Here is a 25,330-nt window from a genome sequence, read left to right as displayed (position 1 = left end):
GTCGGGTCATTGAACGTCAGGTCAGCGAGGTGTCAGGGAAGCGCGTGCGTTGAGCGTGTCCACGTCGCTCCCCGTGGTGTGCCGATAGGTGTCGGTGATGCGGGCCAGGTCGTGCGGGGTCCGCCCGCCCGCACGGTTCATTCTGCGGTTGGCCAGGACGACTGCCGACGTCGCCTCCCGGCGGGCGTCCTCATAACGGGCGAGCCCCTGGGCCGCGTCGTCGGCCCGCGCGAGTTCGTACGCGAGCACCCGCGCGTCGACGACCGCCTGCGAGGCGCCGTTGGCGCCCACGGGATACATCGGGTGCGCGGCGTCACCGAGCAGTGTGACCCGTCCGCGACCCCAGGCCGGGAGCGGGTCGCGGTCGACCATGGGGTAGGTGAGGATCTCCCCGCTCCCGGCCAGCAGGGTGGGCACGTCGAGCCCGCCGAGCTCCCACCCTTCGTAGTGCGGCAGCACGTCGGCCACGCGGGCGGTACGGTTCCAGCCCGCTTCCTCGGCGAGGGGCACAGGAGCGGACTCCCGCACCTGGCACACCCAGTTGAGCCGGCCGCGGCCGATCGGGTAGGCGATGAGCTGAGTGCCGCCGTCGCGCAGGATCGCCATGGAGCGCCCCGCGCGGAACGGTTCGGCCGGGGTCGTGCCCCGCCACATCCGGACGCCCGACCACAGCAGCGGCCCGCCGTCCGGGTGCAGCCGGGCGCGCACCGCCGAGTGCAGCCCGTCGGCGCCGACGAGGACGTCGGCGGCCATGGGGGCGGTGGTTCCCGTCGCCCGGTCGAGGAGGCGGGCCCGTACGCCGCCCGCTTCCTCCTCGAAGTCCGTCAGGCGGGTTCCGGTACGGACCGCCGCGGCGCCCAGCCGTTCGCGGACCGCCGACAGGAGCAGCATCTGGAGTTCGCCGCGGTGGACCGAGTACTGCGGCCAGCGGTAGCCCTGGGCGACGCCGCGCGGTTCGGAGAAGATCTCCCGGCCGTGCCGGTCGCAGTGGACGATCTCGGCGGTCGCCACCCCGAGGGAGGCGAGGGCGCCGCCGAGGCCGAGTTCGGTCAGTTCGCGCACGGCGTGCGGCAGCAGGTTGATCCCGACGCCGAGCGGCCGGATCTCCCGGGTGCTCTCCACCACGACCGCCCCGATGCCCGCGGCGTCAAGGCTCAGCGCGGCGGTCAGGCCGCCGATGCCCGCCCCGGCTATCAGTACGGTCATCGGTCGGCCGGGAGCTCGGGGCGGTCGATGACGCGCAGCCAGGTGCCGTCCGGCTGACGGCGCGCCACCTGGACGCGGCCGCCCGTGCCGTCGGAAGGCCGGGTGGAGGTGAGGGCGAGGTCGCCGTAGCGGACCGTCGGCAGGGGCTCCTCCACCACGAAGGGCAGCGGTGCGTGGGCGAGCATCCGCTCGCACACGGCGCGGATCGCCTCCCTGCCGACCGTCGCGGTCCCGGGCGGGAAGGCGAGCACGGCGTCGGGAGCGTAGAGCTCGGCCAGGCCCTCGGCGTCGCGGGCGTTGGCGCGCTCCACGAACAAGCGGGCCAGGTCCTCGGGGGTGCGGGCGGGTTCGCGGTTGTCGGTCATGGTGACGTCCTTTCTCCTGCCTCCACTCTGTGCCGACGATGATCAGAAGTCCAAGAGATGGTTTTTCTGATTGCTAGAATCAGCAGTTATGGAACTCCGCCAGCTCGCCTACTTCGTGGCCGTGGCCGAAGAGCGCAACTTCACCCGCGCCGCGGAGAGGGTCCACGTGGCCCAGCCCGGCGTCAGCGCCCAGATCCGCAAGCTCGAACGGGAGCTCGGCCAGGAGCTGTTGGACCGCTCGGGCCGCGAGGTGCGGCCGACCGAGGCGGGCGAGGCCGTCCTCCCGTACGCCCGGGCCGCCCTCGCCGCGGTCGAAGGCGCCCGGCTCGCCGTCGACGAGCTCACCGGACTCGTCCGCGGACACGTCGCCGTGGGGACCGTGACCTCGCACAACGTCGACCTGCCCGGACTGCTGGCGGGATTCCACGACGACCACCCGGCGGTGGAGATCACCCTGACCGAGGCGAACTCGGACCAACTCATGGACGACCTGCGGGCCGGCCTCCTCGACGCGGCGATCATCAGCATCGGCGGCACCACCCCCGCCGGGCTCGATATCCGGGTGGTCGACGACCAGCCGATCGTCGCCGCCGTCGCCCACGACCACGAACTCGCCATCCACCAGGCCGTGTCGGTCGACACCCTGCGTGAACGCCCCCTCATCAGCCTGCCCAGGGGCACCGGCCTGCGCACCCGGCTCGACGAGGCATGCGCGGCCGCGGGCTTCACCCCGCGGATCGCCTTCGAGGCGAGCGACCCCGGCGTCCTCGCCCAGCTCGCCGCCCGCGGCCTGGGCGCGGCGATCCTGCCCGGCGCGTTCGCCGAGGCGCGGGCGGACGAGCTGCGCAGCATCGCGATCGACCGCCCGGCGCTCCGCGGCCGCCTCGCCTTCGCCTGGCGCACCGACGGCCCGAGCAGCCCCGCGGGCCGCGCCCTCATCGCCCGGGCCCGGCACGGCCTGGGCGCGGCAGCGCATCCCGCCGCGCGGGCCGATGAGCGTACCCCCGCCGACGGCACACCGCCATGACCGGCATCGCACCATCCGCCCCTGGTGACGCCCGCACGCCGTGCCCGAGACTGTCCCTGCGACGGCGCACCGACCACACGGCGACGAGGTGAGGCGCTCACATGACGTCAGGCTCCACGAGGCTGCCCGAGTCCTTCTACCGGCACACCGGCGACGGGAGCTACCACAGCACACCCGCCACCGCGGGCCCGTGGAGCCCGAAGGCCCAGCACGCGGGCCCGCCGTCCGCCCTGCTCGGCCGCGCCCTCGAACGGCACGACGCGCGCGACGGCTTCCGGGTCGCGCGCGTGACCCTGGAGATCCCGCGCCCCGTCCCCGTCGCCGAACTGCGCGTCGACGTCCGTACGATCCACTCCGGCGGACGCACCGAACTCGTCGAGGGCGAACTCACCGCGGACGGCAGGACCGTCATGCTGGCACGGGCCTGGCGCATCGCCTCCGGCCCGGCCGACACCCCGGCGCTGCGCCCTGAGCCGGTCCCGCCGCCGATACCGGGACCCCAGCCGTCACCCACGATGACCGGCGCCCACCTCGACGGCTATGTCGCGGCGATGGAGTGGCGCTTCGTGTCCGGCGGGGGATTCGACACCCCCGGGCCCGGCACGGCCTGGGCGCGGCAGCGCATCCCGCTCGTCGCGGGCGAGGCGGACACCCCGCTGACCCGCGCCCTCACCCTCGCCGACAGCAACTGGGCCGTCGCCTCCGAACTCGACCACATCCGCAAGCTCGTCATCAACACCGACATCACCCTCGCCCTGCACCGCGACCCTGTCGGCGAGTGGCTGTGCCTGCGCGCGGCGACCGCCGCGAGCCCCACCGGCTCGGGCCTGGCGTCCGGCCGCCTCGACGACGAGTCCGGGGACTGCGGCCGCGTCCTCCAGACCCTCCTCGTCGCCGAACGCTGACCCCGGCCCGCCCTGTCACGTCCCCTCCGCGCGGCCCGGCAGCCGGGGGAGCACCTTCGTGCGGTAGAAGTCGAAGAAACCTTGCTGGTCGGGGCCGATCTGGTGGATGTAGACCGTGTCGAAGCCCGCGTCCGCGTACGCCGAGACCGCCTCGATGTGCGCGTCCACGTCGTCGCCGCAGAGCACTGCGTCCGCCACCTGATCCACCGTCACCAGTTCGCAGGCCTGCTCGAAGTTGCGTGGCGTCGGAAGCAGTTGGATCAGTTCGCCGGGGAGCCGGTCGACGGCCCACAGGCGGTGTGCCGTGCGGACGGCCTCGTCGCGGTCCGGTCCCCAGCACACCTTCAGCCCGGCCTGCGCCGGCTTCACCCCGCCGCCGCTGCGCCGGAAGCGGTCCACCGCCTCGCCGTCGGGCGCCATGGTGATGAAGCCGTCCCCGATCCGCCCGGCGAGCTCGGTCGCCGCCGGGCCGAACGCCGAGATGTCGATGGGCACGGGTTCGTCGGGCACCGTGTGGAGCCGGGCGTTCTCCACCGTGTAGTGCTTGCCGTGATGGCTGACCTCACCGCCCTCGAACAAGAGCCGCATCACATGGACCGCCTCCTGGAGCATCTCGAGACGGACGGCCGTCTGGGGCCAGGGGTCGCCGAGGATGTGCTCGTCGAGCGCCTCACCGCTGCCCACACCGAGCCGGAACCGCCCGCCCAGCTGTACGGCACAGGTGGCGGCGGCCTGTGCCGTCACCGCCGGGTGCATCCGCATCGTCGGACACGTCACCGCCGTCTGCACCGGCAAGGACGTGGCCTGGGACAGCGCGCCGATCACCGACCACACGAAGGGGCTGTGGCCCTGCGCCGAATTCCACGGGTGGTAGCGATCGGAGATCCACAGTCCGGTGAAGCCCGCCTGCTCGGCCATCCGCGCCTGCTCGACCAGCTCGTCCGGCCCGTGTTCCTCACTGGAGAGGAAATAGCCGTATTCCGTCATCGGGATGACCTCCTGGAGGGCGGCTCTCAGCCACCGGGTAACCATCCGGCCGCACGGGAAACCCCCGGTCATCGGTTGCGCTGCCCGCGATCCCGGCACAGGCTGGAACGGACCGTTTCCCCGTTCGAGCGCCCGGCGAGGCACCCGGGACCGGCCGCTCTCCTCAGCCGGTGAACAACTGCCGCAGCTTGAGGGTGAGTTCGTAGACCCCGTAGGCGAAGGGCGCTCCCACCCACAGCCAGGCGGACACGAGCAGGGCCTTGCGGGCGGGCGTCATGGCGTCACGTCCTTCTCCGGCGCCGCGTCGGTGCGCTCCTCTTCGGCGGGCGGCTCGTGGTGGCGGAGGTGGACGGGCCGGACGAGCTCGTTGGCGGCGAAGCCCACGACCAGCAGCCCGATCATGATGACGAAGGACGTGGTGTAGAGGTCGGGGCCGGTGCGGCCCGCGGACTTCCCCGCGTCGGCGACGGCGTTGACGATCAGCGGCCCGAGGATCCCCGCGGTCGACCACGCGGTCAGCAGCCGACCGTGGATCGCGCCCACCTGGAAGGACCCGAAGAGGTCCTTCAGATAGGCGGGGACGGTCGCGAAACCACCGCCGTAAAAGGACAGGATGACCGCGGCGCAGACGATGAACACCGGCTTCGAGGAGTCACCGGCCAGCGCGAGCACCAGATACATCAGCGCGCCGGCGCCGAGGTAGAGCCGGTAGATGTTCTTGCGCCCGACCCGGTCGGAGGCGGAGGACCAGCCGATCCGGCCGAGCATGTTGGCGAACGAGAGCAGGCCGACGAAGCCCGCGGCCGCGGAGGCGCCGACCGGCGAGGAGGAGCGGGCGAAGAAGTCCGTGATCATCGGCGCCGCCTTCTCCAGGATGCCGATGCCCGCCGTGACGTTCGTGCACAGGACGACCCACAGGCACCAGAACTGCGGCGTACGCAGAGCCGTGCGGGCGGACACCCGCGCCGTGGTGACGAGGGGGTCCCGCAGAGCGGGGTCCCGCACGGCGGGGGAGGGGGCACCCGGCGGCCGCCACCCCTCGGGCGGTACGCGCACGAGCAGCACACCCAGCGTCATGAAGACGGCGTACGCGGCGCCCATGACCAAAAACGTACGTGCGATGCCGGGCGCGCCCGAGCCGAAGGCGGACAGCAGTTCGGCCGACCACGGCGAGGCGATGAGGGCGCCACCGCCGAAGCCCATGATGGCGATGCCGGTGGCCATCCCCGGGCGGTCGGGGAACCACTTGATCAGCGTGGAGACGGGGGAGATGTAGCCGATGCCGAGCCCGATGCCGCCGATGAGGCCGTACCCGGCCACCACGAGCCAGTACTCCCGCGTCGCCGCCCCGAGCGCGGCCACCAGGAAGCCCGACGAGAAGCAGACGGCCGACACCGACATCGCCCAGCGCGGGCCGTTCCGCTCCACCAGGGTGCCGCCGAAGGCGGCCGACAGGCCCAGCATGACGATCGCCACCTGGAAAGGCAGCGCCGACGCCGTGCCGGACAGGCCGAGCGAGGACTCCAGCGGCGGTTTGAAGACGCTCCAGGCGTACGCCTGGCCGATGGCGAGATGAATGGACAGCGCGGCGGGCGGGACAAGCCAGCGGCTCCATCCCGGTGGCGCGACGGTACGCGAGCGGGCGGGCATGAGGGGGAAGGTACAGCGCCCGACAATCTCGCGGAAAGGCCACCGGCCTTGTGACGGAGGCCAGTTCGATCGATCCGGGCCGTAGGTGGGGCGCGGCTTTCCGCACCCCACCCCCTTGCGGGGTTTACGCCCCGCTGCTCCCGTCCGCCGCGGCCCGCAGCGCCGCCAGGTCGAGCTTCTTCATGCCCAGCATCGCCTTCATGGCCCGCTGCGCCCGCCCCGGGTCCGGATCGGCGAGCAGCGACTTCAGCTCGGCGGGCACGACCTGCCAGGACAGCCCGTACCTGTCCTTCAGCCACCCGCACGGCCCTTCCTCCCCGCCCTTGGAAAGGGCGGCCCAGTAATGGTCGACCTCCTCCTGGTCCGCGCAGTCGATGCTCAGCGAGATCGCCTCGTTGAAAGTGAACTGGGGTCCGCCGTTGAGCGCGAGGTACTCCTGCCCGTCGAGCGCGAACTCGACGGTCATCACCGTGCCGGCGGGCTGTGGGCCGGCCTCTCCGTAGTACTGAACGGTCTTGATCTCCGAATTGGGGAAGATCGATACGTAGAACTCGGCGGCTTCCTTGCCTTCGGTATCGAACCAGAGGTTGGGCGTGATCCGCGGCATGGGGCTCTCCCGTTTGTGTGGGGTGCTGTCCGTTGTACGACGGTGACACCGCGGCGAGGGGGCCGCTACTCCGTGCGCGGGTCCGTTGCCGCCTGCGGCGGGAGCGGCCTGCGGCCGCGTCCTCAAACGCCGGACGGGCTGATTTCAGCCCGTCCGGCGTTTGAGGACAGCGCGCGGAGCGTGCTTCGGGGTCTGGGGCGGAGTCCCCCACGCGGCGGAGCCGCATATCGGATGCAGCCGGGAAGGGGCGGGGCTGGGGAACAAGCGCCCGCCGGGCCGCACCCGAGCACGGGTCCGGGGCGCAGCCCCGGCCGCGGCGAGCCGCGCATCAGGACCTGCTCCCCCGCCGCACACGGGCGCTCACGCGTAGTGACCCGCGCACCCCCCGGGTGTGAGCCCCCGCATAGGGCCCACGTCACGTACGACTCCGGCTAGTGGCCCCGACCCGCCCAAATCGGACGTTCCGGGCGTGGTGTGGGGGTGTGTGCCTACGAGCCCCGGTCGTAGGTCACACCTTTGCCACCCCCGTTTCCGGCCGCTAACAATTGCCGAGTCGCACCGCGCCGCACCGGCCTCCGTACGACATCCGCGAAACTGGAAGAGGTTCAGCTCCGTATGCGCTCCACCGTCTCCCGCCACCGCCTGACCGCCGCCCACAAGCTCTCCGCCGCCGGCCTGACCGCCGCGGGCCTCACCGCCCTCGCCCTCGCCGCGGTCCCCGGCCAGGCCACCGCCGCCCAGTCCATCGACGTCAAGCACGTCGCCTGGACCACCCACGACGCCGGCACCAGCGACCAGGAGCAGCAGGAGCGCCTCACCCAGGCCACCGGCCAGGCAGCCGACCGGGCGAAGACCGAAGCCGCAGCGCAGCACAGGACCGCCACCGACGCCGCCGCCAAGGCCACCGCCCAGGCCAAGGCCAGGGCCGAGCAGGACCGCGCCGCCAAGGAAACCGCCAGCCGCTCCCAGGACCGCACCCCCGTCCAGAACACCCCCGCCGCCCCCGCCCAGCAGGCCCCGGCCCCGGCCCCCGCGAAGGCCTACGGCGACAACCTCGACGGCTGGATCAACCAGGCCCTCGACATCATGCACACCAAGGGCATCCCCGGCACCTACGAAGGCCTCAAGCGCAACATCATGCGCGAGTCCACCGGCAACCCCCAGGCCATCAACAACTGGGACTCCAACGCCGTCGCCGGCATCCCCTCCAAGGGCCTGCTGCAGATCATCGACCCCACCTTCAAGGCCTTCCACGTCGAGGGCACGTCCTGGGACATCTACGACCCGGTCGCCAACATCGTCGCCTCCTGCAACTACGCCGCCAAGACCTACGGCTCCATGGACAACGTCAACTCCGCCTACTGACCGGACCGACACACAGCGGGAACCTCACACGCCGAAGGGCGGCAGCACCACACCGGTGCCGCCGCCCTTCGGCGTACTCAGAGGCCCTGCAGACGCTCCAGTTCGCGCCGGTCCCGCTTGGTGGGGTGGAGATGCGCACACCGGGCGCCAGGCGGAGCCGTCTCGTCGCCGTGGCGGTCCTCGCGTCCGCCGTCGGCTGCTCGTCCTCCCCAGGTCTCGCGCCGGGCGGGTCGATGGCGCCGGAGGCACGGACGTACCTCGCGACGGCGTTGGACATCATGGAGAAGAACGCGCTCGTCCGGGACGACGTGGACTGGCCCGCATTACGGCGCAAGGCGTTCGCGACGGCAAAGCGGGCTCGGACCTCCGGGCAGACCTACGAAGCCGTCGACGCGGCGCTGATGTCCTTGGGGGACCGGCACAGCCGTTTCATCGCCCCTGGCGATGCCAAGCGGAACGCCGAGGCCCCGCTCGACTCCTCCGGCACGTCACGCGGCCGGATCCTGCCCGGCGGCATCGGCTACCTGTCCCTTCCTGCCATCCACTCCCTTCGGGCGGCCCCTGAGTACATACGCCAGGGGCGCGCTGTCGTCGGCAGTGTGGACCGGGCGGGGGCGGACCGTTGGATCATCGACCTGCGGGACAACCACGGCGGGAACATGTGGGCGCCGCTCGCCGTGGTCGGCGCGATCCTCGGTGACGGCGATGTCGGCGCGTTCGTGGCGGCCGACGGTACGAGGCAGCCCTGGACGATCAGGAACGGCACGCCGCCGCAGTACGCGAACTCCCCGGGCCCCGCCGAGCCGCTGTCCCACCCGCGGCCGGCGGTCGCCGTTCTGACGGGAGGTGTCACCGCCAGTGCCGCGGAAGCGGTCGCGATCGCCTTCCGCGGCCGCCCCACGACCCGCGGTTTCGGTGAGCCCACCGCGGGTCTCCCCACGGGCAACGTGGCCCACACCCTCTCCGACGGCGCGGAGCTCGTCCTCACCGAAGCCCGGGAAGCCGATCGCACCGGACGCCTCTACGACGGGGCGATCCCGCCCGACGAGGAGGCGCCCGAAGGTCCCTCGGACAGGGGGCCCGACCGGGGTGTGGAAGCGGCCACCCGCTGGCTCGCCGCACAGCGTGCCTCGGGCTCCTGAACGTCTGCGTCGCCAGTCGGGAGTCAACGCCGTTCTGGTCCAGACTTATTGACGGTTCATCAGCCCCGCCCTACCTTCCCGGTGAGCCGAGCCGCGGGCGTGACGTGCGGTCGTCCGTGGTCGGCCCCGGGAAGGGAGTGCCGTATGAGCCGTCGAATGTCGCGCCTGCTGGGTGTCGCCCTGGCCGTCGCCTTCGTGGCGCAGGTTCCGGTCGCCGGTGCGGTGGGTGCGCCGCGTGAGGACACCTGCGCCGTCAAGCCGAGACCGGAGGGCAAGGTCCTCCAGGGGTACTGGGAGAACTGGGACGGCGCCGCGAACGGCGTCCACCCGCCGCTCGGCTGGATCCCGGTCACCGACGCCCGTATCCGCGACCACGGCTACAACGTCGTCAACGCGGCGTTCCCGGTCATCCGCTCCGACGGGACCGCGCTGTGGGAGGACGGGGTGGACGCGACGGTGAAGGTCGCGACCCCTGCCGAGATGTGCCGGGCCAAGGCGGCCGGTGCCACGATCCTGATGTCCATCGGCGGCGCGGCCGCCGGGATCGACCTCGGTTCCAGCGCCGTCGCCGACCGCTTCGTCGAGACGCTGGTGCCGATCCTGAAGGCGTACAACTTCGACGGCATCGACATCGACATCGAGACCGGCCTCACGGGCAGCGGTGACATCACCCAGCCGTCGGCGTCCCAGGCCAATCTCATGCGCATCATCGACGGCGTCCTCGACCGGATGCCCGCGGGCTTCGGGCTGACGATGGCGCCCGAGACGGCCTATGTCACCGGAGGAAGCGTGACATACGGCTCGATCTGGGGCGCATACCTGCCGATCGTGAAGAAATACGCGGACAACGGCCGGCTCTGGTGGCTGAACATGCAGTACTACAACGGCAACATGTACGGCTGCTCCGGGGACTCCTACTCCGCCGGGACCGTCGAGGGATTCACGGCGCAGACGGACTGCCTGGACAAGGGGCTCGTCGTCCAGGGCACCACCATCAGAGTTCCCTATGACAAGCAGGTCCCCGGATTGCCCGCGCAACCGGGCGCCGGGGGCGGCTATATGGACCCGAATTCGGTCGCCCAGGTCTGGACCAATTACCGCGGTGGACTGAAAGGTCTGATGACCTGGTCCCTCAATTGGGACGGTTCGCGAGGGTGGACGTTCGGCGACAACGCGAAGGGTCTGGAAGGGCGCTGAAGCGGTCCGGAACAAGCGTCTTGCGGACATGTTGTTGCGTTGTCCGATCCGTGATCCGATCACGCGTCCACGGCGGCGGAAATTTGTGCGAAGATCCCTTTTCCCCGGTCCGCCCGGACCGGGGATACAAGGGGAAACACGTGAAAGCAACGACGTTGAGAACCGCCGTCGGGGCGGTATTGGCAGTGACCGTGACGACCGTGCTGCTGCCCTCGGGTGCGAGCGCGTCGCAGACGAAGCAGCCGAAGCAGGCGGACGGCAGGACGGTCGAGTCCTTCGGCCGCGTCGCCGACGCCGTACTGAAAGACCGTACGGCCGCACTCCTGGACACCAAGTCCACGCGGCGAATAGCCCCGCCGCTCCGCGACGGGAATGTGAGCGTCGCGTCGAGCCTGGCGCGGACGGAGGACGGCGCGCTGTCCTCGCTGCGCACCCGCAAGGCGCGCCTCGCCTCCCTGGGTGAGGCGTACACCGCCGCCGACACCCAGGTGTCCGTGGACAGGACCCAGGTCAAGAACGGGCGGGCCACGGTCGAGGTCACCGAGACCACGACGCTCGCCTACAAGAAGATCCGTGGCGACGAGCCCACGACGACGGGCTTCAAGGCCCACCACGAGCTCAGCTTCTCCAGCACGTCGAAGGGGAAGTGGGAGCTGACGGGCATCAGGCCCACGGACGCGGGCCCCCGGGCGGTCAACGAGCCCCGCACCGCGGTCGCGGCCACCCCCGAGGTAGCCCCCGACGGCACTCCCGCCGACATCTCGTGGCCCGCCCCGGCGAAGCCCAAGAAGTTCACCGGCACCGGTTACAACTACGCGGCCATGGCGGCCTATGCGGAGAAGTACTGGAGGAACTACAACCCGGACTACCGCCAGTTCAACGACGCGGGCGGCGACTGCACCAACTTCATCAGCCAGTCCCTCAAGGCGGGCGGCTGGAAGACGGTGCCCGGCGCGTATTCCGACTACCACAATTGGTCGTACGGCCCCTCCGGTCAGACGGATTCCTGGGTGGGTGCCAACGAGTGGGCGTGGTTCACGCTGTCCTCCAAGCGGGCGACCAACCTGGCCAGCGTCTATCAGCTGGACGTCGGCGACATCCTGCAGATGGACTTCGAGGGCGACGGGTCCAAGGACCACTCGATGATCGTCACTTACCGGAGCCGGATCGGCGTCCCGTATCTGACGTACCACTCCACGAACACCTACCGGAAGTCGGTGGCGAGCATCATCGCCTCCAACCCGGACGCGGTCTACTACGCCTACCGCACCTGACAGCCCGTGTCGGGCCCCGCCCGTGCGGGGCCCGGCACTCGCGGATTTCACCGCTCCCGGCACGCGTCGAGCACGTCCCCTTTCAGGCCGCCTTCGCCGGGAACGCGTTCAACCCGGTGAGCTCGCCGGAGAGTTCCCACAGGCGGGCCGCCGCGGAGGGGTCGGTGGCCCAGGGTTTGACGCCGCCGACGAGCATGTCGTCGGTGGTGGCCGGAGCGGCGATGTCGCAGTCCTGGCAGTACGCGCCCCCGCGGTCGTCGAGCAGGGGCGACGTGGCCGCCCACACCGCCGTCGCCGCACCTTGCTCCGGAGTCTTGAAGCCGGCCGCCGGAGCGCCGTCCTCGGTCACCCAGCCGAGCGCGCGCCACTCCTCGCGGGGGATGTGCCGTTGCAGCGGCGTGAGGATGCTGCCCGGGTGCACGGCGAAGGCGCGCAGCCCACTGTCCGCGCCGAGGGCGTCGAGGTGCACGGCGAAGAGCGAGTTGGCCGTCTTGGACTGGGCGTAGGCCGCCCAGCGGTCGTAGCCGGTGCGGAAGTGGGGGTCGTCCCAGCGGATGTCCGACAGGAAGTGCCCGGCCGAGGCCACGGACACCACCCGGGCCCCGCCGGGTGCGAAGGCCGGACGCAGGCGGTTGACGAGCGCGAAGTGGCCGAGGTGGTTGATCGCGAAGTGCGCCTCCCAGCCGGGCCCGACACGGGTCTCCGGGCAGGCCATCACACCGGCGCCGTTGATCAGGACGTCGAGGGTGCGGCCCGTTTCGAGGAAGCGGTCTGCGAAGACCCGGACGCTCTCCAGGTCCGCCAGATCGAGCGCGTGCACCTCCGTCCCGGGCAAGCCGCGCAGGGCGGCCTCGGCGGTGTCGGGCCGCCGGGCGGGGACCACGACCCGGGCCCCGGCCCGTACGAGCGCGCGGGTGGTCTCCAGGCCGAGCCCGGAGTAGCCGCCGGTGACCAGCGCCGTACCGCCCGACAGGTCGATCCCGGCGAGCACCTCGTCGGCCGTGCTGTGAGCACCGAATCCGGTGCCGATCCTCTGCTGCTTTGTGATCATGAATCCGACGCTAGGACCTGGAGTGCACGCGAAGTCAAGCGAGCGGACGGCCGCGCGACCACGCGACGTCAGGGCCGACGGCTCCGGCCGCCTCGAACCGGGCGCCCGGACCATGGCGGCCGTCAAGCTCCGCACCCCCGCCGACCTCGACGCCGAGCTCTTCGCGACGTGGCTGCGCCTGGCACGGGAGCTGGAGGAGCGCTCTTGAACGACAGGAAGGCCCTCGCCACCGCCTACGCGGCGCTCGTCCTGGTCCTGGCGGCCGACGCGCGGTGCGGACGGTTCGCCTGGCGGCCGCGCGTGAAGGACGACGCGGCGGGGGATCCCGTACGCGATACCCGACGTGAGCGATCGGCCGCGCCGGGCCCGCGCGCGACCGGGGCGGACCGTACGGTGGCCGTACGTGCCAGTACACCCGGTTCACGAAGAAAGCGCTGTCATGACGGTTTCCGTCGTCCTGTTCACCTCGGACCTCAGGCTGCACGATCACCCGCCACTGCGCGCGGCCTTGCGGAGCGCGGACGAAGTGGTGCCGCTGTTCGTCCATGACGACGCCCTCGCCGCCACCGGATTCGCCGCACCCAACCGGCGGGCCTTTCTGGCCGATTGCCTGGCCGACCTCGACGCCGGGCTGCGGGCACGCGGCGGCCGCCTGGTGGTGCGCTCGGGCGACGTGGCCGACCGGGTCCGCGAGGTCGCCGCCGAGGCGGGCGCCGGAGAGGTGCACATGGCCGCCGGCGTCAGCGGCTTCGCCCAGCGGAGGGAGCGGCGTCTGCGCGACGCCCTGCTGGCGGACGGACGCCACCTGCGCGTCCACGACGCGGTGGTCACCGCGCTCGCGCCCGGCGCCGTGACACCGGCGGGCTCGGACCACTACGCGGTGTTCACCCCGTACTTCCGCCGCTGGTCGCGGGAGCGGCTGCGCGACGTGACGGGCGCCCCGCGCGCCGTACGCGTCCCGGACGGCATCGGCTCCGGACCGGTCCCCGCGCGCGAGCGCGTCGACGGGGTGTCGCCCGGCCTCGCCACCGGCGGGGAGAGCGAGGGCCGCGGACGCTGGACGGCCTGGCGGCGCCGGGGGCTCGCCGCCTACGAGGACCGCCACGACGACCTGCCGGGGGACGCCACCTCACGGCTCTCCCCGCACCTGCACTTCGGCACGCTCTCACCCGTCGAACTCGCCCACCGCGCACGGGCGTCGGACGGGCCGGGCGCCGCGGCGTTCGTCCGGCAGCTGTGCTGGCGCGACTTCCACCACCAGGTCCTCGCCGCCCGCCCCGACGCGGCCACGGCCGACTACCGCCCCCGGCACGACCGCTGGCGCACCGGATCCACCGCCCGGGAAGAGATCACGGCGTGGAAGGAGGGACGCACCGGCTACCCCGTCGTCGACGCCGCGATGCGCCAGCTCCTCCACGAGGGCTGGATGCACAACCGCGGCCGCCTGCTGGCCGCGAGCTTCCTCACCAAGACGCTGTACGTCGACTGGCGTGTCGGCGCCCGCCACTTCCTGGACTGGCTGGTGGACGGCGACGTGGCCGACAACCAGCTCAACTGGCAGTGGGTGGCCGGCACCGGCACCGACACCCGCCCCAACCGGGTCCTCAACCCCGTCGTCCAGGGCAGGCGCTTCGACCCGGACGGCGCGTACGTACGCCGCTGGGTGCCCGAACTCGCCGGGATCGACGGGCCCGCCGTGCACGAGCCGTGGAAGCTGAGCGGGGCCGAGCGGGCCCGGTACGCCTATCCCGAACCGCTCGTCGACCTCTCCGACGCCCTGACCCGCTTCCGACGGGCCCGCGGGCGGGAGTGAGGACGCCGCACGGCCGCACCCGCCGGATCTCTCCGTGCGGCACCCGGCAACCGGTGCGAGGGTGGAGGGAACCACGACGGCGACGACGAGGAAAGGCGCCCGGCCCATGCCCCCACCACCGGCGGGATCAGGTCAGTCGTGCCTGGTCACAGGGGTGACCGGGTACATCGGCGGACGGCTGGTGCCCGAACTGCTGCGCGCCGGCCACCGCGTGCGGTGCCTGGTCCGCGACCCTCGGCGGGTGCGCGACCAGCCCTGGGCCGCCGACGTGGAAGTGGTCCGGGCGGATGTGACCCGCCCCGACACCCTGCCGGCCGCCTTCGAGGGCGTCGCGGTCGCCTACTACCTGGTGCACGCGCTCGGCACCGGCCGGGACTTCGAGGCGACCGACCGGCACGCCGCACACGCCTTCGCCGCCGCGGCCAGGGCCGCGGGCGCCCGCCGCATCGTCTACCTCGGCGGCCTGGCCCCGGCGGGAGTCCCCGAGGAGGAGCTCTCACCGCACCTGCGCTCCCGCGCCGAGGTCGGTCGCATCCTGTTGTCCAGCGGAGTGCCGACCGCCCATCTGCGTGCCGCGGTGATCATCGGCTCCGGCTCGGCGTCCTTCGAGATGCTGCGGTACCTCACCGAGCGCCTGCCCGTCATGGTCACCCCCCGCTGGGTGCGCACTCGCATCCAGCCGATCGCCGTCCGCGACGTCCTGCACTATCTCGTGGGCGCGGCCGCCCTGCCGCCGGACGTCAACCGCGGCTTCGGCATCGGCGGCCCCGACGTGCTGACCTACCGGCAGATGATGCGGCGCTACGCCGCCGTCGCGCGGCTGCCGCACCGGGCCGTCATCCCCGTACCCGTGCTCTCCCCGGCCCTGTCCAGCCTCTGGGTGGGGCTGGTCACCCCCGTGCCCCACACCATCGCCCGCCCGCTGGTGGAATCCCTGCGGTACGAGGTGGTCTGCGGCGAGCACGACATCGCCGCGTACGTCCCCGACCCACCCGAGGGGCTGACCGGCTTCGACGGAGCTGTACGCCTCGCCCTCCAACGCATCAAGGACGCGGACGTGACCACCAGATGGTCCTCCGCGACCCTTCCGGGTGCGCCCAGCGACCCGCTGCCCTCCGATCCCGACTGGTCGGGCGGCAGCCTCTACGAGGACGTCCGCAGCGTGCGCGTCGCCGCGGACGCCGCCACGCTGTGGGACGTGGTCGAGGGCATCGGCGGGGACAACGGCTGGTACTCCTTCCCCCTCGCCTGGGCCGCCCGGGGCTGGGCGGACCGCCTCCTGGGCGGGGTCGGCCTCCGCCGGGGCCGCCGCGACCCACGGCGGCTGCGGGTCGGCGACGCACTGGACTTCTGGCGGGTCGAGGACATCGTCCCGGGGAAGCTGCTGAGACTACGGGCCGAAATGCTGCTGCCCGGCCGCGCCTGGCTGGAACTCACCGCCACCCCCGACGGCCCCCACCACGCCCGCTACGAACAGCGCGCCCTCTTCCACCCCCACGGCCTGGCGGGCCACGCCTACTGGCACTCCGTCGCCCCCTTCCACGCCCTCGTCTTCGGAGGCATGGCCCGCAACATCGCCCACCACGCGGAGTCCAGGGCGGGCGGGCCCGAGGTCGGCTGACTTGTCGTGGACGTGACGCGTCACAAGATCGTTGAGCAGAGGATCGCTCGCGCGCTCGGCGAAATCGAAGGGCGGGCATTCGGCCGTCGGCACGGGTTGCGTTACGACCGGCTGTCCCTGGCGGGACTGCGGGAGATGCGCGACGAACTCCTCGACCACGTCGCCGCTCGCGCCCTGCAGGACCCTGCGCTCACCGCCCCGCGCACGGCCGGCAGCCGGGCATCCGCTCCGGCTACGCGCCCGATGGGCTACTGCGCGGCCTACAGCCGTAGCTGATCCCCCATCAGAAAACTCACACCCAGTCACCCTCCGGAGCGGCCGACCGGAGCACCGCGCCCCCGTCCCTCACCAACGGCCGGCCATGAGGCACACACACGGTCTCCACCTCCAGCGCGGCGAGCCGTCGGAAGGAGGCGATGGCCTCCTTCCTGTCCACGTTGAACGGGCCGAGGATCGCCCGGCCCTCCGCGGTGGCGACGATGTCACCCGGGAACAGCACGCCGCTGGAGGTGAGATGGAGCGCGACGCCTCCCGGCGTGTGACCCGGCACGTGCAGGACGCGGACGGGCTCGGCCCAGCCGTCGAGGGTGTCGCCGTCGCGCAGCTCGATGTCCACCGGCACATGCTTCACAGGAGGCATGTTCGCGTCGGCGAATCCAGCGGTGATCTGCTCGTGAAGGGTGCGCTCCGAGGCGGTGAACACCGGCTCGGGTTCGGGGGTGGTGCCGCGGATGAACGGCGCGTCCAGCGCACCGGCCAGGACACGGGCGCCGGTGGCCGCGACGAGATCCGCGGCCGAGCCCATGTGGTCGACGTGAAAGTGGGTCAGAACGATCTGCCGCACGTCTTGAGGGCGGCTGCCGAGCTGTTCCAGGGCGTCCAGGATCGCCGGGGCGGACCCCGGCACACCGGTATCGATCAGGGCGTACCCGTCCGGCAGGCGCACGAGGTGAACGTGCCCGACCGGGAACGACAACTGCCAGACGGCGGGGGTGATCTGAATGAGTTCCATGGCGTGACGCTAATCGGTGGGCGAGCCACGGCCGACTGCTTTGCGCTGCGGGCGAATTGTGTGTGGGGGTATTCGTCCGCACTGGTGCTGGCCCCACGGCCGGCACGGGGGCTTCCTCGATCGTCGGCTGCGGGAAGGGCCCGTAGCGTTGCCGACATGAAACCTGGCCGTCCGGCATTGAGCGGCGCCCTGGCAGACGGTCACCGTGTGATCGGTGCCAAGCGGCGTGTCCACACAGTTCTTCTCCTCGCGGTTGTCGTCCTGGCGGGCGCGTTCACGGACGCGGCGACGGCGGCGCCATCGATGCCGACACCGATATCAGCACCGGCATCGGCATCGATATCGGCCCGGGAACCGGCAGACGGACCCGCGGCGGATCCGATCCGCGAAGAAGTTTCCTTCCGCAGCCACGGCCTGACCCTGCATGCCACCGTCGTCGCACCCGCCACCACCGCGGGGCGTGGCACAGGAACGACGTCACGCCACCCGGGAGTCGTGCTCGTGCACGGGTCGGGCCCCGGTCCTCGCGAGGAGTACATGCCGGAGGCCGAGGCATTCGCCCGTGCGGGGATCGCAGCGCTCGTCTACGACAAGCGGACGGTCGGCTACTCCCACCTCCACCGCGACTTCCCGCTGCTCGCCGACGACGCCCGCGCCGCGATGGAGACCCTGCGCGCCCGCGGTGACGTGGACCCGGCGGAGGTCGGGCTGTGGGGGTTCAGCGAGGGCGGCTGGGTGGCACCTCTGGCAGCGACGAAGGCCCCCGGTACGGCCTTCCTGATCACGGTCGGCGGACCGGGCGTCACGCCGTTGCGCGCACAGACCTGGAACCTCGGCAACCAGCTGCGCCACGGCCATGTCTCCGGATCGATACGCGACGCGGTCACCGTGCCCGCGGCCCATCTCCTCTCCGGCGCGGGCCTGTTCCCCGCGGCCGACTACGACCCGGTGCCGGTCCTGGAGCACGTACGTCCTCCCGTGCTGGCCCTCTGGGGCGAGTACGACACCCAGGTGCCGCCCCGGGAGAGTGCCCAGGTCTTCCGGCAGACCCTTGCCCGCGCCGGGAACCGGCATGTGACGATCCGTTTCGTCCCCGGCGCCGGCCACAACGGACACCGCACGAAGGACGGATTCGAGAAGCTCGGCGGCCCGGTCGTCGACGGCAAACGCCTAGGCGCCCTCGGCCCCGGCTACGCGGACGTCATGACCTCATGGGTCCAGGCCGTGGCCGCCGGGCAGCCCCCGGTCTCCAGCGCCGCCTCGCCCCCGCGCCAGGAGTTCACCAGCCGCGCGGCGACAACCGGCGTCTGGTACGAGTCGATTTCCCTCCAATACGCGGTCCTCGCGCTCTTCCTCGTCGCGTTCGCCGGGTACCCGGTGATCGCGGGAGTACGCCGGATCACCGGACACCGCGGGCGCCCCGCCGCCTCCCGCCCGGCACTCTGGCTGGCCGCCACCGGCGCCGCGGCCGTGGCGGGCACGTTGACGTTCATGACCTCGGTCTTCGCCCTCGGGGGCAAGAGCGTGACGCCTTTCGTCCTCGGCCGGCCGCTGCCCTGGATCGTGCTCCAGGCCCTCGCCCTCGCAGTCGTCGTGGCGACCGCGGCCACCGGCCTGTCCTGGTGGCGCGCCCGGCACGAGGTGAACGGAACGATCCGCATCCGACTCGCGCTCCTGCTCACCGCCGGGACGGTGTTCGTCCCCTGGGCCCTCTACTGGCGTCTGCTCCTCCCGTAGGCCGACCCATCCGGCCCAGCCCCGCTGCCGCTGCCGCCGCACAGAGTCGGGCGGCCATCCTCTCCCCGTGTGGATGGCCGCCCCTTGCTTTCGTACGGTCCCTCGGCATCGCGTGGCCGGGACGGCCCGCGGTGCGTCGGAAATCCTCCGAGCAGTTGTCAGCCGCTGCCGCTGGCCAGCAACGCGGCTTCCCCTGTGGTGATCCAGACTTCGTCATCGTCGGCTGGATGCTCCGCCACGGCAGTTCTGGCCAGGCGTTGCGCGGTGCTCAGCAGTCCCTGAAGGCGTCGGCGCGTTCGCGCCGCCGTGGCTCTGCGGATGCTGTTCGCCATCGCCCTGTCCCGATCTCCTCCTCCCGGCACCGGTTCACCTCGTAGCTCTTTCGACAGGGCAGCGGACGGCACGACGGCCGATACGTCATCGCCGCGAGGGCACGGCGTGTGCCCACGTGCCGGCTTCTGTGCCGACGATGTCCCCTCCTCTTCCAGGAGTGCCAGGTAGTCGACGGCGTCGGCGTCCCCGAGTTCCGCTGCCAGCTTCCACCAGCGCACTGCCTCCTCATCGGCGTCCATCAGTTCCAGCAGTTCCGCGGCCCGACGGGCCTGGGCCCCGGTGAGTCCCTCCTCCACGCCCAGCAGGTCCACCAGTTCACTGATGGCTGCCGTCGCGTGACGGAGGTGCTCGGCCGTACCCGCCCCGGCGGGGACGGCCCCGGGGGGGCCGGCCGCCTGGTGGCGGCCGGCCCTCTCGCTCTGATCGTCTTCTGCGGGCCTCCGGGCCGGCTCGGACAGCCAGCCCTTGATCAGTGACTGCAGCAGGGCGGCAGCCACCCGGTCGAGGCGGTGCAGTTCGTCGACGATGAGCAGATCCCCGTACTTCACGCGACCACCTCCTTCACGATCTCCTGCGCACCGGCCTTGAGGTTCTTCTTCGCCAGGCGCAGGTACTTGTCGACGGACGTGACCTTGATGCCGAGGTGGGCGGCCACCTGGGCCTTGTCCATCTGCTTCCAGAACATGAGCTTCACGACCTCGCGCTGCCGCTCGGGCAGCTTGTCGAGGAGGCTGTTCACCCGCGCGGCCACCTGCCGGTACGCCTGTGCGAGAACGACGTCCTCGGGGGTGTCGTCATCGGACGCTTCCCGCGACGACGGGATGTCCAGTCCCTGGGGGATCATGCGGTTCCCGTACGTGCGGTAGTGGTCCGTGGTGGCATTGTCGATGGCCCTGCGCATGTAGTGGCTGAGCGCGACCGGATTGTCCGGGACCGCGAGGTCCCTGGCGATCCGGCGCAGCACCTTCTCGTAGACCTGCTGGAGGACGTCCTCCGCCAGGTGCGGGTCTCCGTTGGCACGCCACCGGGCGCGCTTGAGGAGATCGGGATGGTGCTCGTCGACGGTGGCCTCGAATACGGTGCGCGGCAGGGACGCCGGGCCGAGCGTCCCTGCCACCGGGTTGGGGTTGGTCACCGGGTGGACCTCCGGGCGGTGACCGGGAAGCAGTGGGGGGACACCCGCACTTCCCAGCCCTGGCCACCGTCATGGGCGATGGTGACGTCGCCGTGCGGCAAGGCCGCCATGACGGTGGTGATGGTGCCCCGCCGCTCACGCTCCCGACGGAGCAGGAGCCGGCCGGTCACCCACGAGTTCACTGCAGGGGCCAGTGCTCTCGTGGCGGTGGAGAGGTACGCGGAGACGGACAGCGCCACGACCTCACCGCCGTTGAAGAGGGTCCAAGCCATTGGAGCTCGGCTCCTTTCGACAACAAGGAGGGGGCGGGGAACCCCCTCGCTATATACACGAGGCAGGAGCCGAATCGCGGATGCCTCTGAGGGACAAGCGCCTGAAAGACACTCAGGTACCGGTGGTTGCGGCGGAGGTGACGCCGGCGACGACCGCGGTCACGGCCCTGCGGACGGCTCCGGTCTCCGGTGGGGTGCCCTTCCGGTCGGCGAAGAGCATGTGGCCCGTCCCGACCAGCGTGGGAGCGAGGGCGTCGACGTCGGCGTGCGCCGCGATGCGGCCCAGTTCGCGCTCGACGGTGAGGTAGGAGGCGATCGCGGCGGTGGCTTCCGTCAGTACCGGGATGCCGGTCGGCGTGGTTCGACGGAGCCGGGTGCGCAGGTCGTCCCGCGAGGTGACGAGACCGACGATCGCCACGGCGACCGACTCGAACAGATCCGTCAGCGCGTCGGCGAGGTTGTCGGCGACGGTGCCGGTCCCGGCGGAGTCGCGCAGGGTGGCGGCCCGGCTTTCGAGCCGGGCGATGCGGTCCAGTACGAGCTCGGCGAGGAAGGCGTCGAAGTCGGCGAAGTGCCGGTGCAGGACGCCCTTGGCGCAGCCCGCCTCCGTGGTGACCGCCCGGCTGGTCAGCGCACTCGGCCCGTCCCGGAGCAGGACGCGCTCGGCGGCGTCGAACAGCTGCTCGCGCGCGTCCCGGATGGCCACTCCCGTCGGCACCGTGCGTCTCCTTGCTTCTCTCATCCGGTCTCATCCGGCCCGCACGATTGACGAGTGGGCGCACGCCCACTCATAGTGGGCAAGTGCCCACTGTACCGCCGGAACAAGAGCGGCCGTCCGAGCGCGAGCTTCATCAACACCGAGAGGTGGCCGAGTCGTTCGGCGTGGACGCCGAGCGCTACGACCGGGCCCGGCCCCGCTACCCGCAAGCTTTGGTGGACCGAATCGTCGCCGCCTGCCCCGGCCCCGACGTTCTCGACGTCGGCTGTGGTACCGGCATCGCGGCCCGGCAGTTCGCGGCGGCCGGCTGCAAGGTGCTGGGGGTCGACGTCGACGTGCGGATGGCCGACCTGGCGCGACAGCGTGGACTCGAGGTCGAGGTGGCCGCGTTCGAAGCCTGGGACCCCGCCGGCCGGAAGTTCGACGCGGTCGTCTCCGGACAGGCCTGGCACTGGGTGGACCCGGTCGCGGGAGCGGCCAAGGCGGCGCGGGCGCTACGGCCCGGTGGCCGGCTGGCCATGTTCTGGAACGCGGCCCAGCTCCCGCCCGAACTGCTGGAATCCTTCGCCGAGGTCTACCGCAGGGTGCTTCCCGACCCCCTCGCAGCCCGCCAATGGACGATGTCGGCCCTGGACGCGTACGCGGCGCTGTACGCCAGGGTGGCCGACGGGATAGGGGAGACGGGCGAGTTCGGCGACCCGGAGCAGTGGCGATTCGACTGGCAGCGGCCCTACACCCGTGACGAGTGGCTGGACCACCTGCCCACCACCGGCGGCCACACCCGGCTCCCGCGGGCCGAGCTGCAGGAAGTGCTCACGGGCATCGGCGCCGCCATCGATGCGGTGGGAGGCGCCTTCGTGATGCGCTACGCCACGGTGGTGGTCGTTGCGACGCGAGGCGATGCGGCCTGATCCGGCGAGTACGTCGTATTGGGCATGCGGTGAGGGATGGTCATGCTGCACACTCCGCAGGTGATCATCATGCAGCCCGTGCTGGAAACCCGTTCCTCCGATGACTTCTCGCTGTGGCCGGTCGCCTCGACCGAGGCGTACGGGTTCATGCCGCTCAGCGGTGTGCTCGGCCCCGAAGAGATCGGCACCGCGGTGATGTACGTCGCCGCCTGCAACGACGTCGCCCCGGAGCCTGACGACCACCCGCCGGGCCCCGCCGACCCGCTCGGGAGCTTCCTGCACGGGCTGCTCACCATGGATCCCCTCTTCGCGGCCGGTGGCCTGCAGGTCACAGACACCGCGACCGGTGCCACGCTGCTGCCGGGCTGCTGCAACGGCCTTGACGAACGGAGCGACTGGCTTGAGGCTCTCGACGGCGACGGCTGGGCCTCCTTCGGCCACGACCCCACCCCGCTCGCCGAACGCCTCGGCGACAGCGTCCGGCTGACCATCGATGCAGAGCAGGACGACAGCCCTGTGATCGAACTGCCCGCCGACGAGCTGCGCCGCCTGCTCATCGGCGCGGAGAGCGACCTGGCCGACTTCCTCCGACTGGCCACCGCCTGGGCCGCCCGACACCTGCCCGGCTACGCCGCCCCCGTCTCCGCCGCCCTCGCCCGCGCTCTGGCGCTGCCCACCCCCGTCGTACAGCCGCTGCCGTGAGGCCACAGCGGCACCTTCCCGTGGTCGCCGGGGGCGGTGGGCTCGTGCAGCACCTCGTACCGGCGGCAGGGGTCGATATAACTGGCCACATGGCATTGAACTGGAAATTGGTCATCGACAGCACGAACGCATCCACCCTCGCGGACTTCTGGGCCGCGGCCCTGGAGTACGAGGTGGAAGACCCGAGCGCTCTCATCGAGCAGCTGCTGGCCGCCGGACACGTCGGCGAGGAGGCGGTCGTCGAGCATCGCGGCCGCAAGAACTTCCGCGGCTACGCCGCGATCCGCCATCCCGAGGACCCGTTCGACGGGACCAGCGGTATCGGCCGCGGCCGACGGCTGCTCTTCCAGGACGTGCCCGAGGGCAAGTCCGGCAAGAACCGCCTGCACCTCGACGTCCACAGCGAGCCCGGCGGCCTCGACGAGCTGGTGGCCCGACTGGAAGACCTGGGGGCGACCCGTGTCCGCGAGGTCGACAAGAGGCCTGCCGGGCATTGGTGGATCATGCAGGACCCGGAGGGCAACGAGTTCTGCGTGGCCTAGGCCGGGGCGTCGGGAGGTCAGCTGATCCGAACGCTGTGGCCTCCCGCGGAGGACGCGGACTGGCGTGCCGGGACGGTCTGGGCCGGGCCCGTGCAGTCCCGGCTCGTGAAGACGTACGCGACGGTGCCGGTGCGGTTCTGCACCGACAAGGGGGCGTTGAGCTCCCTGTAGCAGCCGGACGGGTTGGTGAAGATGCGGCCGTTGAGGACGAGGTCTCCTGACGTGGAGTGAGCCGGGCCGGGGAGGGCCAGGGAGAGCATCCCTGCGGCAGCAAGGGCACCAAGTGCCGTGACGACGCGTCGCATTGACGCCTCCTGTTCCATCAGTCGACAGGTCGCTCCGAACGCTTCCCCGGTTCCGGCACCGGTAAGTGCTCAAACTGCCGTACGGGCACGTCCGGGCGTCGCGGCGACCGCGGCCCTGTACACCTCCAGCGCCGGCCGGGGCTCGCGGCCGAGGAGCGTGCGCAGGGCGTTGTCCCCGATCCCGCTGCCGTCCAGGAAGCCGCCGGCGATCGCCGAATACGTGCTCAGCAGCATCGGCACCTGGTAGGGCAGCGCTTCACCGGCGGCGGTGATCGCCTCGCGGGCCGCGCCGAGCGAGCCGGGTTCGTACGAGCCGCCGACCGCGTCCGCCAGGTCGGCACCGCCCAGAGGCCGCTCGCCGACGAGCTCGTACACCCGCCCGGCGTGCGCCCCCGGCGCGCTCGCCACCCGGGCCGCCACTGTCGCGAGGTCGGCGCGGGCCACCGCGGCCAGGCGGCCCGTGCCCAGCGGCGCCGCGATCGTCCCGTCGGGGCCCGGGGCGGCGATGCCGGCGAGGAACTCGGCGTAGAGCCCGTTGCGCAGGATCGTCCACGCCAGAGGGCCGCGCCGGAGGCGGCGTTCGGTCCAGCGGTGGGCCAGCGCGTACGTCAGATGGTCGCCGTCGCCGCTGAGGCTGGTGTAGACGACGTGCCCTACGCCCGCTCTCTCGGCCGCCGATATCGCCGCGTCGTGGCGGGCGATGACGACATCGTCCTCGCCGTACCCCGCGGAGACGAGCAGCAGGGTGTCCACGCCGCTGAAGTCGAGCGAGGACGGATCGTCGAAGTCGACGTGCCGCTCGGTGGCGGAGCGGGGGGTGCGGGTGCCGAGGACGACGTCGTCCCGCCCCGCCGTCTCGGCGGCGACGAGCTGTCCGAGCGCGCCGTTGGCACCGGTGAGCAGAATCATGAGATCTCCCTCCTGAGCTGTGTGTTTCCATCTTCGGGAGCGAATTTCGATCGCGTAAGGAGGCACATTGATGTCAGCAGGGCACACCGCGGTAACCGCCCCGGTGCCGGACGGACCCGTGATCGTCTGTGAGACGCCGCAGGACGAGTGCGGGGTGAGGGACGTGCTGGACCGGCTCGGCGACAAGTGGTCCGTGTACGTGGTGGTCGAACTCGCCTCCGGCATACGGCGCTTCAAGGAGCTTCAGCGCGCCATCCCCGGCGACATCTCGCAGCGCATGCTCACGCTCACCGTCCGGCGCCTGGAGCGCGACGGGCTGGTGAAGCGGACGGTATACCCCACGGTCCCGCCGCAGGTCGAATACGAACTGACGGAGATGGGCCACAGCCTCACCCACCTCGTCAAAGCCCTGGCGGACTGGTCGATCGCCCACCGTCCGGCCATCGCCGCCTCCCACGCGGCCTGGGACGCCGCCCACGCGGAGTGATTGCGGGCGCCGCGGTGTCGAGTCCTTCGAGGGTGGCCTCGCGGATGTTCTCGCGCT

At 71.8% G+C, this 25,330-nt stretch carries 29 protein-coding genes; 15 read left to right on the top strand and 14 right to left on the bottom strand.

What is annotated here, in order from left to right:
* Positions 1–21: 21 nt before the first annotated feature.
* Complete coding sequence (locus tag DXZ73_RS07880; RefSeq protein ID WP_116210295.1) at positions 22–1,206, bottom strand: flavin-dependent oxidoreductase; 1,185 nt, start codon at positions 1,204–1,206, stop codon at positions 22–24.
* Complete coding sequence (locus DXZ73_RS07875) at positions 1,203–1,571, bottom strand: YybH family protein (RefSeq protein WP_116210294.1); 369 nt, start codon at positions 1,569–1,571, stop codon at positions 1,203–1,205. Before DXZ73_RS07875 ends, DXZ73_RS07880 begins: the two co-directional genes overlap by 4 nt.
* Before the next feature lie 88 nt (positions 1,572–1,659).
* On the opposite strand from DXZ73_RS07875, the gene DXZ73_RS07870 reads away from it, so the two are divergent.
* Positions 1,660–2,598 carry a LysR family transcriptional regulator gene (locus DXZ73_RS07870; protein WP_116210293.1) on the top strand — a complete coding sequence of 313 codons (939 nt, stop codon included), beginning with the start codon at positions 1,660–1,662 and terminating at the stop codon, positions 2,596–2,598.
* 101 nt (positions 2,599–2,699) lie between these two features.
* Positions 2,700–3,503, top strand: coding sequence for a thioesterase family protein (locus DXZ73_RS07865; protein ID WP_116210292.1), 804 nt, complete (start codon positions 2,700–2,702; stop codon positions 3,501–3,503).
* Positions 3,504–3,518: 15 nt separating this feature from the next.
* On the opposite strand, the gene DXZ73_RS07860 is transcribed toward DXZ73_RS07865, so the two are convergent.
* From DXZ73_RS07860 to DXZ73_RS07850, 4 genes are all read right to left on the bottom strand, one after another.
* On the bottom strand, positions 3,519–4,490 hold the full coding sequence (locus DXZ73_RS07860; RefSeq protein WP_116210291.1) for an LLM class F420-dependent oxidoreductase: 972 nt from the start codon (positions 4,488–4,490) through the stop codon (positions 3,519–3,521).
* 163 nt (positions 4,491–4,653) lie between these two features.
* Positions 4,654–4,767, bottom strand: coding sequence for an MFS transporter small subunit (locus DXZ73_RS40545; protein ID WP_425315821.1), 114 nt, complete (start codon positions 4,765–4,767; stop codon positions 4,654–4,656).
* Positions 4,764–6,140 carry an L-lactate MFS transporter gene (locus tag DXZ73_RS07855; protein ID WP_116210290.1) on the bottom strand — a complete coding sequence of 459 codons (1,377 nt, stop codon included), beginning with the start codon at positions 6,138–6,140 and terminating at the stop codon, positions 4,764–4,766. The genes DXZ73_RS40545 and DXZ73_RS07855 overlap by 4 nt, the downstream gene beginning before the upstream one ends.
* A gap of 124 nt (positions 6,141–6,264) precedes the next feature.
* Positions 6,265–6,747, bottom strand: a complete 483-nt coding sequence (locus DXZ73_RS07850; RefSeq protein ID WP_116210289.1) for a VOC family protein — start codon at positions 6,745–6,747, stop codon at positions 6,265–6,267.
* A 615-nt stretch (positions 6,748–7,362) separates the two neighbouring features.
* Here DXZ73_RS07850 and DXZ73_RS07845 point away from each other — a divergent pair.
* The 4 genes from DXZ73_RS07845 to DXZ73_RS07830 all read left to right on the top strand — a co-directional run bounded on the left by DXZ73_RS07845 (position 7,363) and on the right by DXZ73_RS07830 (position 11,725).
* Positions 7,363–8,112 (top strand): transglycosylase SLT domain-containing protein, encoded by a 750-nt coding sequence (locus DXZ73_RS07845; RefSeq protein ID WP_116210288.1) that lies wholly within the window; start codon positions 7,363–7,365, stop codon positions 8,110–8,112.
* A 131-nt stretch (positions 8,113–8,243) separates the two neighbouring features.
* Positions 8,244–9,254, top strand: a complete 1,011-nt coding sequence (locus DXZ73_RS07840) for a S41 family peptidase (RefSeq protein ID WP_240351261.1) — start codon at positions 8,244–8,246, stop codon at positions 9,252–9,254.
* Between the two features lie 144 nt (positions 9,255–9,398).
* Complete coding sequence (locus DXZ73_RS07835) at positions 9,399–10,451, top strand: chitinase (RefSeq protein WP_116210287.1); 1,053 nt, start codon at positions 9,399–9,401, stop codon at positions 10,449–10,451.
* 185 nt (positions 10,452–10,636) lie between these two features.
* Entirely contained in the window at positions 10,637–11,725 is a 1,089-nt protein-coding gene (locus DXZ73_RS07830) for an amidase domain-containing protein (protein ID WP_338059113.1), read from the top strand.
* A gap of 82 nt (positions 11,726–11,807) precedes the next feature.
* On the opposite strand, the gene DXZ73_RS07825 is transcribed toward DXZ73_RS07830, so the two are convergent.
* Complete coding sequence (locus DXZ73_RS07825; protein WP_116210285.1) at positions 11,808–12,776, bottom strand: SDR family NAD(P)-dependent oxidoreductase; 969 nt, start codon at positions 12,774–12,776, stop codon at positions 11,808–11,810.
* 22 nt (positions 12,777–12,798) lie between these two features.
* On the opposite strand from DXZ73_RS07825, the gene DXZ73_RS07820 reads away from it, so the two are divergent.
* The 4 genes from DXZ73_RS07820 (at position 12,799) to DXZ73_RS07805 (ending at position 16,486) form a co-directional block, all read left to right on the top strand.
* Positions 12,799–12,984 carry a hypothetical protein gene (locus DXZ73_RS07820; protein ID WP_116210284.1) on the top strand — a complete coding sequence of 62 codons (186 nt, stop codon included), beginning with the start codon at positions 12,799–12,801 and terminating at the stop codon, positions 12,982–12,984.
* Between the two features lie 231 nt (positions 12,985–13,215).
* Positions 13,216–14,589, top strand: a complete 1,374-nt coding sequence (locus DXZ73_RS07815; RefSeq protein WP_116210283.1) for a cryptochrome/photolyase family protein — start codon at positions 13,216–13,218, stop codon at positions 14,587–14,589.
* Between the two features lie 106 nt (positions 14,590–14,695).
* On the top strand, positions 14,696–16,210 hold the full coding sequence (locus DXZ73_RS07810; RefSeq protein ID WP_116210282.1) for an SDR family oxidoreductase: 1,515 nt from the start codon (positions 14,696–14,698) through the stop codon (positions 16,208–16,210).
* Positions 16,211–16,216: 6 nt separating this feature from the next.
* A complete protein-coding gene (locus DXZ73_RS07805) occupies positions 16,217–16,486 on the top strand; it encodes a hypothetical protein (RefSeq protein ID WP_116210281.1) in 270 nt (89 codons plus the stop codon).
* Between the two features lie 16 nt (positions 16,487–16,502).
* On the opposite strand, the gene DXZ73_RS07800 is transcribed toward DXZ73_RS07805, so the two are convergent.
* Entirely contained in the window at positions 16,503–17,222 is a 720-nt protein-coding gene (locus DXZ73_RS07800; RefSeq protein WP_116210280.1) for an MBL fold metallo-hydrolase, read from the bottom strand.
* A gap of 495 nt (positions 17,223–17,717) precedes the next feature.
* On the opposite strand from DXZ73_RS07800, the gene DXZ73_RS07795 reads away from it, so the two are divergent.
* Positions 17,718–18,959 (top strand): alpha/beta hydrolase family protein, encoded by a 1,242-nt coding sequence (locus tag DXZ73_RS07795; RefSeq protein ID WP_205519132.1) that lies wholly within the window; start codon positions 17,718–17,720, stop codon positions 18,957–18,959.
* Positions 18,960–19,117: 158 nt separating this feature from the next.
* Here the strand turns inward: DXZ73_RS07795 and DXZ73_RS07790 are convergent, their stop codons facing one another.
* The 4 genes from DXZ73_RS07790 to DXZ73_RS07775 all read right to left on the bottom strand — a co-directional run bounded on the left by DXZ73_RS07790 (position 19,118) and on the right by DXZ73_RS07775 (position 21,417).
* Positions 19,118–19,840, bottom strand: a complete 723-nt coding sequence (locus DXZ73_RS07790) for a hypothetical protein (RefSeq protein ID WP_116210279.1) — start codon at positions 19,838–19,840, stop codon at positions 19,118–19,120.
* Positions 19,837–20,427, bottom strand: a complete 591-nt coding sequence (locus DXZ73_RS07785) for an RNA polymerase sigma factor (RefSeq protein WP_162890105.1) — start codon at positions 20,425–20,427, stop codon at positions 19,837–19,839. The genes DXZ73_RS07790 and DXZ73_RS07785 overlap by 4 nt, the downstream gene beginning before the upstream one ends.
* Positions 20,424–20,699, bottom strand: coding sequence for a hypothetical protein (locus tag DXZ73_RS07780; RefSeq protein ID WP_116210277.1), 276 nt, complete (start codon positions 20,697–20,699; stop codon positions 20,424–20,426). The genes DXZ73_RS07785 and DXZ73_RS07780 overlap by 4 nt, the downstream gene beginning before the upstream one ends.
* A gap of 112 nt (positions 20,700–20,811) precedes the next feature.
* Entirely contained in the window at positions 20,812–21,417 is a 606-nt protein-coding gene (locus tag DXZ73_RS07775) for a TetR/AcrR family transcriptional regulator (protein WP_116210276.1), read from the bottom strand.
* Between the two features lie 83 nt (positions 21,418–21,500).
* Between DXZ73_RS07775 and DXZ73_RS07770 the strand changes: the two genes are divergently transcribed.
* From DXZ73_RS07770 to DXZ73_RS07760, 3 genes are all read left to right on the top strand, one after another.
* The gene (locus DXZ73_RS07770) at positions 21,501–22,328 is read left to right on the top strand and encodes a class I SAM-dependent methyltransferase (RefSeq protein ID WP_116210275.1); all 828 of its coding nucleotides are present in this window, start codon (positions 21,501–21,503) and stop codon (positions 22,326–22,328) included.
* A 42-nt stretch (positions 22,329–22,370) separates the two neighbouring features.
* Positions 22,371–23,030, top strand: coding sequence for a hypothetical protein (locus DXZ73_RS07765; RefSeq protein WP_116215481.1), 660 nt, complete (start codon positions 22,371–22,373; stop codon positions 23,028–23,030).
* Between the two features lie 89 nt (positions 23,031–23,119).
* Positions 23,120–23,572, top strand: coding sequence for a VOC family protein (locus tag DXZ73_RS07760; RefSeq protein ID WP_116210274.1), 453 nt, complete (start codon positions 23,120–23,122; stop codon positions 23,570–23,572).
* A gap of 17 nt (positions 23,573–23,589) precedes the next feature.
* Here the strand turns inward: DXZ73_RS07760 and DXZ73_RS07755 are convergent, their stop codons facing one another.
* Both DXZ73_RS07755 and DXZ73_RS07750 read right to left on the bottom strand, forming a co-directional pair.
* A complete protein-coding gene (locus DXZ73_RS07755) occupies positions 23,590–23,877 on the bottom strand; it encodes a hypothetical protein (protein ID WP_162890104.1) in 288 nt (95 codons plus the stop codon).
* Between the two features lie 69 nt (positions 23,878–23,946).
* Positions 23,947–24,786 (bottom strand): NAD(P)H-binding protein, encoded by an 840-nt coding sequence (locus tag DXZ73_RS07750; RefSeq protein ID WP_116210272.1) that lies wholly within the window; start codon positions 24,784–24,786, stop codon positions 23,947–23,949.
* Positions 24,787–24,856: 70 nt separating this feature from the next.
* On the opposite strand from DXZ73_RS07750, the gene DXZ73_RS07745 reads away from it, so the two are divergent.
* Positions 24,857–25,273, top strand: coding sequence for a winged helix-turn-helix transcriptional regulator (locus DXZ73_RS07745; protein WP_116210271.1), 417 nt, complete (start codon positions 24,857–24,859; stop codon positions 25,271–25,273).
* Positions 25,274–25,330: the final 57 nt, after the last annotated feature.

Source organism: Streptoverticillium olivoreticuli subsp. olivoreticuli (genome assembly GCF_003391135.1).
Lineage (GTDB): Bacteria > Actinomycetota > Actinomycetes > Streptomycetales > Streptomycetaceae > Streptomyces > Streptomyces blastmyceticus.
The sequence above is the reverse complement of the archived record's forward strand: the minus strand, read 5'-3'. Positions and strand labels throughout refer to the sequence as shown.

Bases quoted from the DNA above. Each gene is read 5' to 3' on its own strand.
- DXZ73_RS07755 (WP_162890104.1), bottom strand. From the start codon at position 23,877: ATGCGACGCGTCGTCACGGCACTTGGTGCCCTTGCTGCCGCAGGGATG.
- DXZ73_RS07780 (WP_116210277.1), bottom strand. From the start codon at position 20,699: ATGGCTTGGACCCTCTTCAACGGCGGTGAGGTCGTGGCGCTGTCCGTC.
- DXZ73_RS07880 (WP_116210295.1), bottom strand. From the start codon at position 1,206: ATGACCGTACTGATAGCCGGGGCGGGCATCGGCGGCCTGACCGCCGCG.
- DXZ73_RS07840 (WP_240351261.1), top strand. From the start codon at position 8,244: ATGCGCACACCGGGCGCCAGGCGGAGCCGTCTCGTCGCCGTGGCGGTC.
- DXZ73_RS07745 (WP_116210271.1), top strand. From the start codon at position 24,857: ATGTCAGCAGGGCACACCGCGGTAACCGCCCCGGTGCCGGACGGACCC.
- DXZ73_RS07865 (WP_116210292.1), top strand. From the start codon at position 2,700: ATGACGTCAGGCTCCACGAGGCTGCCCGAGTCCTTCTACCGGCACACC.
- DXZ73_RS07875 (WP_116210294.1), bottom strand. From the start codon at position 1,571: ATGACCGACAACCGCGAACCCGCCCGCACCCCCGAGGACCTGGCCCGC.
- DXZ73_RS07800 (WP_116210280.1), bottom strand. From the start codon at position 17,222: ATGGAACTCATTCAGATCACCCCCGCCGTCTGGCAGTTGTCGTTCCCG.
- DXZ73_RS40545 (WP_425315821.1), bottom strand. From the start codon at position 4,767: ATGACGCCCGCCCGCAAGGCCCTGCTCGTGTCCGCCTGGCTGTGGGTG.
- DXZ73_RS07860 (WP_116210291.1), bottom strand. From the start codon at position 4,490: ATGACGGAATACGGCTATTTCCTCTCCAGTGAGGAACACGGGCCGGAC.
- DXZ73_RS07815 (WP_116210283.1), top strand. From the start codon at position 13,216: ATGACGGTTTCCGTCGTCCTGTTCACCTCGGACCTCAGGCTGCACGAT.
- DXZ73_RS07750 (WP_116210272.1), bottom strand. From the start codon at position 24,786: ATGATTCTGCTCACCGGTGCCAACGGCGCGCTCGGACAGCTCGTCGCC.
- DXZ73_RS07850 (WP_116210289.1), bottom strand. From the start codon at position 6,747: ATGCCGCGGATCACGCCCAACCTCTGGTTCGATACCGAAGGCAAGGAA.
- DXZ73_RS07855 (WP_116210290.1), bottom strand. From the start codon at position 6,140: ATGCCCGCCCGCTCGCGTACCGTCGCGCCACCGGGATGGAGCCGCTGG.
- DXZ73_RS07845 (WP_116210288.1), top strand. From the start codon at position 7,363: ATGCGCTCCACCGTCTCCCGCCACCGCCTGACCGCCGCCCACAAGCTC.
- DXZ73_RS07760 (WP_116210274.1), top strand. From the start codon at position 23,120: ATGGCATTGAACTGGAAATTGGTCATCGACAGCACGAACGCATCCACC.
- DXZ73_RS07835 (WP_116210287.1), top strand. From the start codon at position 9,399: ATGAGCCGTCGAATGTCGCGCCTGCTGGGTGTCGCCCTGGCCGTCGCC.
- DXZ73_RS07765 (WP_116215481.1), top strand. From the start codon at position 22,371: ATGCTGCACACTCCGCAGGTGATCATCATGCAGCCCGTGCTGGAAACC.
- DXZ73_RS07825 (WP_116210285.1), bottom strand. From the start codon at position 12,776: ATGATCACAAAGCAGCAGAGGATCGGCACCGGATTCGGTGCTCACAGC.
- DXZ73_RS07870 (WP_116210293.1), top strand. From the start codon at position 1,660: ATGGAACTCCGCCAGCTCGCCTACTTCGTGGCCGTGGCCGAAGAGCGC.
- DXZ73_RS07810 (WP_116210282.1), top strand. From the start codon at position 14,696: ATGCCCCCACCACCGGCGGGATCAGGTCAGTCGTGCCTGGTCACAGGG.